The organism is Lactobacillus equicursoris DSM 19284 = JCM 14600 = CIP 110162, from assembly GCF_001434815.1.
Lineage (GTDB): Bacteria > Bacillota > Bacilli > Lactobacillales > Lactobacillaceae > Lactobacillus > Lactobacillus equicursoris.
In genome coordinates this window covers 38,788-49,467 of sequence record NZ_AZDU01000009.1, presented here as the reverse complement: position 1 = coordinate 49,467, position 10,680 = coordinate 38,788, and the positions used below count along the sequence as shown (strand labels likewise).

Annotated in this window: 8 protein-coding genes; 6 read left to right on the top strand and 2 right to left on the bottom strand. The window is 47.8% G+C overall.

What is annotated here, in order from left to right; genetic code table 11:
* The 6 genes from FC20_RS03100 to FC20_RS03075 all read left to right on the top strand — a co-directional run.
* Positions 1-1,521, top strand: a 1,521-nt coding sequence (locus FC20_RS03100) for a peptide ABC transporter substrate-binding protein (RefSeq protein WP_056945311.1), incomplete at its 5' end; no start/stop codon positions are given.
* Between the two features lie 200 nt (positions 1,522-1,721).
* Positions 1,722-3,365 carry a peptide ABC transporter substrate-binding protein gene (locus FC20_RS03095; RefSeq protein WP_008463472.1) on the top strand — a complete coding sequence of 548 codons (1,644 nt, stop codon included), beginning with the start codon at positions 1,722-1,724 and terminating at the stop codon, positions 3,363-3,365.
* Between the two features lie 434 nt (positions 3,366-3,799).
* The gene (gene opp3b, locus FC20_RS03090; RefSeq protein WP_008463474.1) at positions 3,800-4,720 is read left to right on the top strand and encodes an oligopeptide ABC transporter permease; all 921 of its coding nucleotides are present in this window, start codon (positions 3,800-3,802) and stop codon (positions 4,718-4,720) included.
* Positions 4,721-4,743: 23 nt separating this feature from the next.
* Positions 4,744-5,775 (top strand): ABC transporter permease, encoded by a 1,032-nt coding sequence (locus FC20_RS03085; protein ID WP_008463476.1) that lies wholly within the window; start codon positions 4,744-4,746, stop codon positions 5,773-5,775.
* Between the two features lie 11 nt (positions 5,776-5,786).
* Positions 5,787-6,830: an ABC transporter ATP-binding protein gene (locus FC20_RS03080; RefSeq protein WP_008463477.1), complete on the top strand. Its 1,044-nt coding sequence runs from the start codon at positions 5,787-5,789 to the stop codon at positions 6,828-6,830.
* 14 nt (positions 6,831-6,844) lie between these two features.
* Complete coding sequence (locus FC20_RS03075) at positions 6,845-7,798, top strand: ABC transporter ATP-binding protein (RefSeq protein ID WP_008463479.1); 954 nt, start codon at positions 6,845-6,847, stop codon at positions 7,796-7,798.
* Between the two features lie 145 nt (positions 7,799-7,943).
* Here FC20_RS03075 and FC20_RS03070 read toward each other — a convergent pair whose 3' ends face one another.
* Together FC20_RS03070 and FC20_RS03065 are read right to left on the bottom strand one after the other, a co-directional pair.
* Positions 7,944-9,257, bottom strand: coding sequence for a C1 family peptidase (locus FC20_RS03070; protein ID WP_008463482.1), 1,314 nt, complete (start codon positions 9,255-9,257; stop codon positions 7,944-7,946).
* A gap of 65 nt (positions 9,258-9,322) precedes the next feature.
* Positions 9,323-10,633: a C1 family peptidase gene (locus FC20_RS03065; RefSeq protein WP_008463484.1), complete on the bottom strand. Its 1,311-nt coding sequence runs from the start codon at positions 10,631-10,633 to the stop codon at positions 9,323-9,325.
* Between the last annotated feature and the right edge of the window lie 47 nt (positions 10,634-10,680).

Genomic DNA, 10,680 nt, shown 5'->3' with positions numbered 1-10,680 from the left:
CCATGCCGAATTGACCATGCCGAATTGACCACCATGGATCCATCCAAGGCCACTGACCGTTATGACGCTGACCAATTCAACAACGTCATGGAAGGTTTGATCAGGTTGAGCAACAATGCCAAGGCTACGCCTGGTATGGCAACTTCCTGGAAGGAAAGCAAGGACGGCAAGACCTGGACTTTCAACCTGCGTAAGGGTGCTAAGTGGTCAAACGGCGACGAGGTAACTGCTAACGACTTCGTTTACTCCTGGAGAAGAACCGTTAACCCTAAGACTGCTTCAGAATATGCCTACCTCTTCAGCGGCGTGAAGAACGCTGACCAAATCGTTGCCGGCAAGAAGGCCGTTAACACTTTGGGCGTTAAGGCTGACGGCAAGTACAAGCTGACGGTTACCTTGGAAAGAAGAATCCCATACTTCAAGTTGCTTATGGGCTTCTACATCTTCTTCCCACAAAACCAAAAGTTTGTTGAAAAGTGCGGCTCTAAGTACGGTACGGCAGCTAAGTACGTTCTGTCTAACGGTCCATTCAAGATGACCGGCTGGACTGGCTCCAACTTGACTTGGAAGCTGGTTAAGAACAACACCTACTGGGACAAGAAGAACGTTAAGCTGGACCAAGTCTCAATGAGCGTTCAAAAGACCCAATCAACTAGCTACAACCTCTACCAAAGCGGCAAGCTTGACGAAACCAACCTGGATGCTCAACAAAGCAAGCAATTGAAGGGCACTACTGGCTGGACTGTTAGAAAGTTTGCTTCAACCAAGTACCTGCAATACAACATTGCTAAGGACAAGAACTTGGCAAACGCTAACCTGCGTAAGGCAATCTCTCTTGCCATCAACAAGAAGCAATTGGCAACTACGGTTGGTGCCGCTAACCAAGCAGCCGTTTCCTTCACCGCAGCCGGCATCACTGACTCAAGCACTGGCAAGGACTTCTCAAGCGAAGTTAAGACCTCAGCTACTCAAGCCGTTCAAGGCTACGACAAGGCTAAGGCTAAGGAATACTACAAGAAGGCTTTGAAGGAACTTGGCAAGAAGTCAATCACTATCCAGCTGCTTGGTGACGACACTGACGACGCTAAGAAGGTAACTGAATTCATCCAAAGTGCTTTGGAATCAACTCTGGGCATGAAGGTTGAAGTTACTAACGTTCCATTCAAGACCCGTCTGTCCCGCGTTACAGCTTTGAAGTTCGACGTGGTCGCAACTGGCTGGACTGCTGACTTCTCAGACCCAATCTCCTTCCTTGACCTGCTTTCAAAGGGCAACGCCTACAACTACGGTAAGTGGGAATCAACGACTTACAACAAGAACGTTTCCCTGTCTAAGACTACTGGCTCAACCGCTGCTCGCTGGAAGGCTATGGTTAAGGCTGACCAAGCTTTAGTTGAAGACCAAGGCGTTACTCCGCTGTACTACACTAACGAAGCAACTCTGGTTAAGACTAAGGTTAAGGGCGTTGTCTTCAACGGTGCCGGTGCTCCTTACAACTTCAAGGAAGCTTACATCAAGTAATTTGCTGAAGATTTTTAACAGACCTCCTTTATACACGAAGAAAGCGAAGATTCAGTCTTCGCTTTTTTTATGCACAAAAGCAATTATGAATGAAGGGCTTTAATTTGAAAAAATCTCCCGGGAGGGCTATAATGAGAAAATAATTAATTTCACTGTTTGAGTAAGAATTTCGGGTTGAACAAACAAGAAAGTAGGAAAAAATGAAGAACTTGAAGAAGATCTCAGCTGCAGCGATTGTGGCTGGAGCCTTGTTTACGGTGGCTTGCTCTAAGTCAGAAACCAAGAAGGCTGTCGAGAATTCCTCTAGCGAATATGAAAAGTCCATCAACTGGATGACCACGTCTGAACTGGAAAGCTTGGACCCAGCCAAGGCCGACGACACGGCCAGTGAAGAACAGATTGCCAACACCTATGAAGGCTTGTACCGCTTGGGCAAGAACTCTAAAACTGTTCCTGGCGTTGCCTATAAGAGTGAAACTTCAAAAGATGGCCTGACTTGGACTTTTTATTTGAGAAAAAATGCCAAGTGGTCAAATGGCGACCCCGTAACGGCTAACGACTTTGTTTACGCCTGGAGAAGGCAGGTGGATCCTAAGACTGCTTCTAGCCAAGTCAACAACTACGAAGGCATCAAGAACGCCATTGCCATCTCTGAAGGCAAGAAGAAGGTCAAGACTTTGGGCGTTAAGGCCGATGGTGATTACAAGCTAGTGGTGACTTTTGAAAAGAAGATTCCATACTTTAAGGTTGTGACCGCTATCAGCTTGAAGCCGCTAGACAGCAAGGTTGTTGAAAAGTATGGCAAGAAATACGGCACCAAGTCAGCTTACGCCGTTTATAACGGGCCGTTTACGTCAAGCGGCTGGACTGGGTCCAGCTTGACCTGGAAATTGGTCAAGAACAAGTACTACTGGGACAAGAAGGCAGTTAGACTGTCAGCGGTCAACTACAGCGTGCAAAAGACCCCATCCACGGACTACAACCTCTACCAAACAGGCAAGCTGGATGCAGCTCTGCTCGATACCCAAGCTGCTAAGAGCATGAAGAATAAGCGCGGCTACCGGGTTCTGACCTTGGGCAACACGACTTACCTGTCATACAACTACAAGAAAAAGAAGATCTTTAGAAATGCCAACCTGCGCCGGGCCATTTCCATGGCCATCAACCGCAAGCAGCTCTTGTCCACGATTGGGACCTACAATACCCAAGCTAAGACCTTCTCAGCTACTAATGTCGTTTTAGACGGGCAGAACTTTGTACAGGAAGCGGAAAAGAACAACAGCTCCGTCAACAAGTACGTTGAATACAACTTGTCTGAAGCCAAGAAGTACTTCAAGAAGGCCTTGAAGGAATTAAAGGTGAAGAAGATTTCCTTTACTTTGATGGCTGATGATGACGACAGCTACAAGAAGCAGACTGAATTTATCCAAAGTGCCTTGACCGAAGCCTTTGGCAGCCAGATCAGCGTTTCTGTCAACAACCTGCCAAAGACGACTAGAGTTTCTAGACAAATCGCCGGCAACTACGACGTGGTACTGGGCGGTTTAACCAGTGACTTCCCAGATCCATACCACTTCTTAGCCTACATGCAGTCAGGTCAGACCTACAACTTCGGTAAATGGTCAAATAAGGCCTATGACAAGGCGGTAAAGGCCTCCTTGACCATGAATAAGGCCAAGCGGAAGAAGGAACTCTTAAAGGCGGAAAACATCATTGTCGACCAAGAAGCAATCAGTCCGCTCTACCACATGGGGCAAGCTTGGATGATCCGGCCAACCATCAAGAACCTAGTCTATAACGGTGAATATCCAGACTTCAAGACCACTTATGCAACTAAAAATTAAGATTCTACCGTGATATAATAGAAAATTGAGGTGCTTTCATAACATCCAATTTTCTATTTTTTGTTTAACCAAAAAATAGAAAGAGAAAAAACAAAGTTAGAGTCAAAAGATAAGGAAGGAGCAGAGAAAAAACGGCAAAATTCTAAAGTGAAAATTACTAAAATAAGCTATTTCCCCTGAAAAAATTGTTTTTCTAGCTAAAAACTTATTTAAAAAATAATAATTTAAACTTTGGATAGGCTAAAAAGAGAAAAAAGGCAAATTAAAGTTAGGTGGAAAATTAGCGAAAAAAGGCTCAAATAGTTGGAAATACTTGACTTAAAAGGGTACAGTTTTATATTATCGTATGGTAATTTCCTGATTTTCTGGTATAATAAGAAAAACATTAAAAACAAAGACTTGATTAAAAAGCAAGGATTAAGGGAGCGAAATTTATGGCAAGATACATACTTAAACGTATATTTTACGGAATTTTGACGCTTTTCCTAGTAGCAACCATCACCTTCTTCTTAATGAAGATGATGCCTGGTTCTCCATATGCTAACGAAGCAAAGATGACGGCTACGCAAAAAGCGATCATGAACAAGCAATACGGCTTGGACAAGCCGTATATAGTTCAGTACCTGACTTACTTGGCTGGGGCAGCTCACGGTGACTTTGGGATTTCCTTCCAATACAGTAACCAACCGGTTTCCGCACTGATCGGTGCCCGTCTTGGCGCATCTGCTCAATTGGGGTTGCAAGCCTTGATTGTTGGGGTTATCTTAGGGATTATCCTAGGCTCCTTTGCGGCCATGAACCAAGGGACTTGGATTGACTCCACTTCAACGGTTTTGGCCATCATTGGTAAGTCAGTGCCTAACTTCGTCTTGGCCGTTTTGCTTCAATACTACATCGGTTTGAAGCTCGGCTGGTTCCCAATCGCTGGCTGGGGTGAGGCATCACAAACTGTTTTGCCAACCTTAGCCCTTTGCGTCGGGCCGCTAGCCGAAACTGCCCGGTTTGTCAGAACGGAAATGGTTGATACCTTAAGTTCTGACTACGTTGAATTAGGTAAAGCCAAGGGGCTCAGCCGGGTTGAAGTTATCAGAAAGCACACCTTGCGGAACTCAATGATTCCATTGGTTACCCTGATCGGGCCATACGCAGTTGCCCTGATGACTGGTTCAATGGTTATCGAAAACATCTTCAACATTCCCGGGATCGGTGAACAGTTTACCAAGTCAATCTTGACCAACGACTACCCAACCATCATGGGGGTAAGTATGGTTTACAGCTTCGGCTTGGTTGCCATTTTGCTGATTACTGACCTTGTTTACAGTTTGATCGACCCAAGAATCAGATTGACTGACTAATCAGAAAGTGAGGTTTTAAATCAATGGATCAAGACGCAAGTAATGTAAAAATCACTGCTGAATCTTTTGAACACGTTCAAAAGGGTGATACCCAAAGCGCCGAGCACATTTCTGGCCCATCACTTTCTTTCATGCAAAATGTTTGGATCAGATTTAAGCAAAACAAGGCTGCGGTTATCTCAGCAATTATCGTTATTGTAATGTTCGTAATTGCCTTTGGCTCAACCTTCTGGATCAACAACTCCAGTTTGGTTAAGTCAGCACCGCAATACGCTAACTTGCCTGCCAAGTGGAAGGGCTTTGACTGGCTCAATGGCTTGAACGGTAAGATCAAGCAAAACGGCGTTTGGACTGATGCTTATGCATCAGTGCCAGCCGGCAAGTACTTTGTAGCTGGTACCGACTACCTCGGCCGGTCCTTGGCTCAAAGAATTATCTACGGTACTAAGATCTCCTTGATCGTTGCCGTGGTGGCTGCCTTCTTCGACTTGGCCATCGGGGTTACCTACGGGATCATCTCCGGCTGGAGGGGCGGCATGGTCGACAACATCATGCAACGGATCATCGAAATCATCTCCTCAGTTCCAACCCTGGTTATCGTGGTTTTAATGCTGGTTGTTTTGAAGCCTGGTATTACTTCAATCATCTTGGCTCTGGCCATCTCCTCATGGACGACTATGGCCCGGCAGATCCGTGCCGAGACCTTGTCTTTGAAGAACGAAGAATACGTTTTGGCTGCACGGTCATTAGGTGAATCAACCTTCAAGATTGCCTTGAAGCACTTGATTCCAAACCTTTCAAGTATCATCATCATTCAAACTATGTACACTATCCCAAGTGCCATCTTCTTCGAAGCCTTCCTGAGCTTCATTGGTATTGGTATTTCTGCACCAGAAACTTCATTGGGTGTTCTGCTGAACGAAGGTCAAAAGAACTTCCAATTCCTGCCATACCAAATGTGGTACCCAGCAACGGTTCTGTGTATCTTGATGATTGCCTTTAACTTACTTGGTGACGGTCTGCGTGACGCCTTCGACCCTAAGGGCCAAAGATAAGGGGGAGACATATGGCAAATAGAATTTTAGACGTTAAGAACTTAAAGATTGACTTCCACACTTACGCTGGTGAAGTTAAGGCCATTCGTGATGTGTCCTTCCACCTGGATGAAGGTGAAACCTTAGCCATCGTTGGTGAATCTGGTTCAGGTAAGTCAGTTACTACTAGAAGCATCATCGGTCTTTTGGCTAAGAACTCCCAAATCATGGGCGGCCAAATCCTTTTCCACGGCAAGGACTTGCTGAAGATTTCTGAAAAGGAATGGCAACAAATTCGTGGTAACCAAATCGCCATGATCTTCCAGGACCCAATGACTTCCCTTGACCCAACCATGAAGATCGGTCAGCAAATCGCTGAACCATTGATCAAGCACAAGGGCGCTTCTAAGAAGGAAGCCTGGGCTAAGGCCTTGGATATGATGAAGGCCGTTGGGATTCCAAACGCTGAAGAAAGAATCAACGAATACCCACACCAATTCTCTGGTGGGATGCGGCAGCGGATCGTTATCGCCATTGCCTTGATCTGTGAACCAGAAATCCTTTTGGCCGACGAACCAACTACTGCCTTGGACGTTACTGTTCAAGCCGAAATCTTGGACCTCATGAAGGACCTCCAAAAGCGGGTTAAGACTTCAATCATCTTCATCACTCACGACTTGGGCGTTGTGGCCGGCATGGCTGACCGGGTTAACGTTATGTACGCTGGTGAATTCTTGGAAAAGGGTACGGTTGACGACATCTTCTACAACCCACAACACCCATACACTTGGGGCTTGATCAACTCCATGCCAACCTTGACCAGTGAAAAGCTTGAATCAATTCCAGGTACGCCTCCAGACCTCTTGGACCCACCAAAGGGTGACCCATTTGCGCCAAGAAACAAGTACGCAATGAAGATCGACACCCAAATGAAGCCACCATTCTTCAAGGTTTCAGAAACTCACGAGGCTGCTACTTGGCTTTTGCACCCAGACGCACCAAAGGTTACGCCACCTGCAGAAATCGTTCGTCGCTGGGAACACTACAAAGAATTGCAAGCAGCTGACAAGGATTAAAGGAGACGCAGAATATGGCAGAAGAAAGAAAAAAGATTTTAGAGGTCAAGCACCTGAAGCAATACTTCAAGAATGGCCGTAACATCACCAAGGGTGTTGACGACGTCAGCTTCGACATCTACGAAGGTGAAGTCTTCGGCTTGGTTGGTGAATCTGGTTCAGGTAAGACGACCACGGGCCGGTCAATCTTGCAGCTTTACAAGCCAACTGCGGGCGAAGTCCTCTTTGAAGGCAAGGACGTTACTAAGCTTCATGGCCGGGAAGAAAACTTGGCTTTCCGCCGGGACGCCCAAATGATCTTCCAGGACCCTTACGCTTCCTTGAACCCTAGAATGACTGTTGAAGACATCATTGCTGAAGGCTTGGACATCCACGGCTTGGTTAAGACCAAGGAAGAACGCCGCAAGCGGGTTGAAGACCTTTTGGAAACTGTTGGTTTGAACAGAAACCACGCTTCACGGTTCCCACACGAATTCTCTGGTGGTCAGCGTCAGCGTATCGGGATTGCCCGGGCCTTGGCCGTTGAACCAAAGTTCATCGTTGCCGACGAACCAATTTCCGCTTTGGACGTTTCCATTCAAGCCCAGGTCGTTAACTTGATGATCGACTTGAAGAAGGAAAGAAACTTGACTTACCTCTTCATCGCCCACGACTTGTCCATGGTTAAGTTTATCTCTGACCGGATCGGGGTTATGCACTACGGTAAGCTGCTTGAAGTTGGGGCAGCTGACGAAGTTTACGACCACCCACTTCACGACTACACCAAGAGTTTGATTTCTGCGGTGCCACAACCGGACCCAGAAATCGAACGCAACCGTCACCGGATCGACTACGAATATGGCAAGTTCGAAGGCGACGGCAAGGACGACCAACGGTCAATGCACGAAATTCGCCCAGGTCACTTTGTTAAGTGTACTGATGACGAAGTTGAGTACTACGAAAAGGTCGCTCAAAGCTACGAAAAGTAAAATAGCAAAAGAAAAACGCCTCATTGAGGCGTTTTTTATTATGCTTTATTGTCTTTACGGGGTGAAGTCTAGTCTTGGTGCAAGACGTAGACTAATAAACCCAGCAGGGCCAGGGAAATGATTCCGGCAAAAATTAAAGTAAACATTAGGCTAAGGAGTCCCATGGCTCGAGTTCAACTGGCGTTGAGGCTAACAATGATTGTTGGTCCTTGGTCAAGTACTGCTTGTGGACCACGACTTCGTAGACGTATTCCTTGAACCAGTCTTGGCTCATGACGTAGTAGCCCTTTGATCCGGACTTGTCGCCCCAGGAATTTTCTACTTTCCATTGGCGGATTTCACCTTGGTCTTCGTCCACCCCGACTAAGGTCATAGCGTGGGAAACTTCGCCCACGCCCGTAGCCAGCCGTTCAGCCTTGGTTAGGCTGGTATCGACGTCAAAGAGCTCGTCCAGCTTGTACAGGTCCGTGTCCAGGTAGCCGGTCTTCCGGTCCATTTGCCGGAGAACGTCGTTGCCAAACCATACGGCTTCGCCATCCTTTAACTGGCTGACAGCAGCCCGTTCCAGGTATTCCATCGGCACGTTCAAGAAGAGGATTGGGGAACCGCCTTCCACGTTGTCTTCAGCGCCCAGGTGATAGAGCTTGCCATATTCATGGTCAGGGGCGTTGGTCAAGACCACGTAGTCGTCTAAGTCCACGTCAAAGTACTTGTTGAAGAAGGCAACTGGGGTTAAGTCCTTGTCCAGGTGGTAGCCCTTGTCATCGTCTCTAAATTCCAAATCAAAGGTCTTAGGCGGCTCGCCAACAGCGATGGCGGTCATCCGGTAGACTTCGTTTAAGAACTGCTTACGGGCCTTTTCTAGGCCTTCAGTGTCGCCAGCTTGGGCCAGCTTTCTGAGCACTAAAGCATCTTTTCTTTCTTTGTCGGCCAGGGCCTGGGCAAAGCCGGCAGTGGCAGAGGTGTTGAAGCTTTCAGGCATAGCGTAGCTTGGGACCACGCCGTACTTTTTCACCAAGGAAATAGCCATGTGCCACTGGCCACCGTCATGACCAGCAAAGTCAAAGTAGCTGCGGACTTCCCGGTCATCAAGTGGCTTGTCAGCCGTTTCGATGACCTTTTCGTAAAAGAGGTTGGCTCTTTCCAGCTTGTCCCAGAAGAAGTTGTAGCTTTGGGACAGGGTGAAGTTCTTAGCCTTGTTCTTTTGGCCAAAGTTGTGGCGCAAGACGTTCAAGGTTGAGAAGAGCCAGCAGCGGCCAGACTGCTTTTGGTTGGTAACATTGTCGGTGTCCAGCTCGGTTGAGAAGACCCGGGTCAAGCGGCGGGCAACGCCTTCGTTATAAGAAGCTTCTAAAACGCCGCTGCGGCCAGCAGCTCTGGCGATCACTTGGTTCTTGGGGTTGGCATTAAAATCTTGGCTGAACTCAGCCAGTTCTTGCAGAGTTAATTCATGACTCATTAATTTTTCTCCTTCTTTTAAAAGATAAGCCTATCTTAGCTGAATCTTCGAAAAAGTCAATCTAACTAGATCAAGGAGTCCCATGGGTCCAGTTCGATTGGGGCGGTATCCAGCAGGGCCAAGATATCCTTTGGCACGTACTGCTTTTGGACAGCGACTTCGTAGGTGTATTCTCTGAACCAGTCAGCGCTCATGGTGAAGTAGCCCTTGTTGCCGGACTTGTCACCCCAGGAGTTTTCTACCTTCCACTTGCGGATGTGACCGCCATCAATGTCGGCGCCGACAATGGCCATGTCGTGAGAAGATTCGCCGATCCCGGTCCGCAGGCGGTCAGCCTTGGACAAGTGGGTGTCAATGCCAAGCAAAGCGTCGTATTGGTAAAGCTTTAGGTCCATCATCCCGGTCTTCCGGTCCATTTGCCGGAGGACGTCATTGCCAAACCAGACTGCTTCGCCGCCCTTTAACTGCTCAACCGTGGCCCGTTCCAGGTATTCCATCGGCACATTGATGAAGAGGTTCGGGTAGCCGCCTTGGATGTTGTCTTCAAAGCCCAGGTGGAGGACCCGGTTTAGCGGGTGGTCAGGGGCGTTGGCCAAGACAACGTAGTCATCTAAGTCGGTGTCACAGTATTTTTGGTAAAAGGCAAGGGGAGTGAGGTCCTTGTCTAGGTGGTAATTTTGGTCATCGTCCCGAAATTCCAGGTCAAAGGTCTTAGGAGGCTCTCCCAGGGCCGTAGCCATGATTTGGTAGATATCGCCAAGGAAACGCACCCGGGCAGCTTCTAGGGCCTCCTGGTCGTCTTTTTGGGCTAATTCGCGCAAGGCTAGGGCATCTTTACGTTCCTTGTCAGCCAGGATTTGGTCTAAGACGGCGGAGTGTTCGCTGTTGAAGCTTTCCGGCATGGCGTAAGTTGGGACGACGCCGTACTTTTTAATCAGGGAGGCGGCCATGTGCCACTGGCCACCGTCGGTTTGGCACCAGTCAAAGTAGCCGCGCACTGTCCGGTCGTCTAAGGGGCGGTCAGCGGTCTTGATGATCCGGTCGTAGAAGTAGTTGGCCCGTTCAATCTTATCCCAGAAGAAGTTGTAGCTTTGGGAAAAAGTGAAGTTCTTAGCCTTGTTCTTCTTGCCAAAGTTGTGGCGGACAACATTTAAGGTTGAAAAGAGCCAGCAGCGGCCGGACTGCTTCTGGTTGGTGACATTGTCAGTGTCCAGCTCTAAAGAAAAGGTGTGGTTGTGCTCAGCGGCAGAGTTGTAGGCCGCTTCTTGGAGGCCCGACCGGCTAACTGCCCGGCTGATGACCTGGTTTTTGGGGTCGGCGTTAAATTGCCGGCTAAATTGGTCCAGCAATTCGGAATTTAATTCGTGCTTAGTCATATATTTTCCTTTCTATTTCTTAGTCAATCTTCTTCAATCTTACGGGA

What these genes read in the sequence shown, in the direction of transcription:
- FC20_RS03095 (WP_008463472.1), top strand. Translation starts at nt 1,722, where the DNA reads ATGAAGAACTTGAAGAAGATCTCAGCTGCAGCGATTGTGGCTGGAGCC.
- opp3b (WP_008463474.1), top strand. Translation starts at nt 3,800, where the DNA reads ATGGCAAGATACATACTTAAACGTATATTTTACGGAATTTTGACGCTT.
- FC20_RS03085 (WP_008463476.1), top strand. Translation starts at nt 4,744, where the DNA reads ATGGATCAAGACGCAAGTAATGTAAAAATCACTGCTGAATCTTTTGAA.
- FC20_RS03080 (WP_008463477.1), top strand. Translation starts at nt 5,787, where the DNA reads ATGGCAAATAGAATTTTAGACGTTAAGAACTTAAAGATTGACTTCCAC.
- FC20_RS03075 (WP_008463479.1), top strand. Translation starts at nt 6,845, where the DNA reads ATGGCAGAAGAAAGAAAAAAGATTTTAGAGGTCAAGCACCTGAAGCAA.
- FC20_RS03070 (WP_008463482.1), bottom strand. Translation starts at nt 9,257, where the DNA reads ATGAGTCATGAATTAACTCTGCAAGAACTGGCTGAGTTCAGCCAAGAT.
- FC20_RS03065 (WP_008463484.1), bottom strand. Translation starts at nt 10,633, where the DNA reads ATGACTAAGCACGAATTAAATTCCGAATTGCTGGACCAATTTAGCCGG.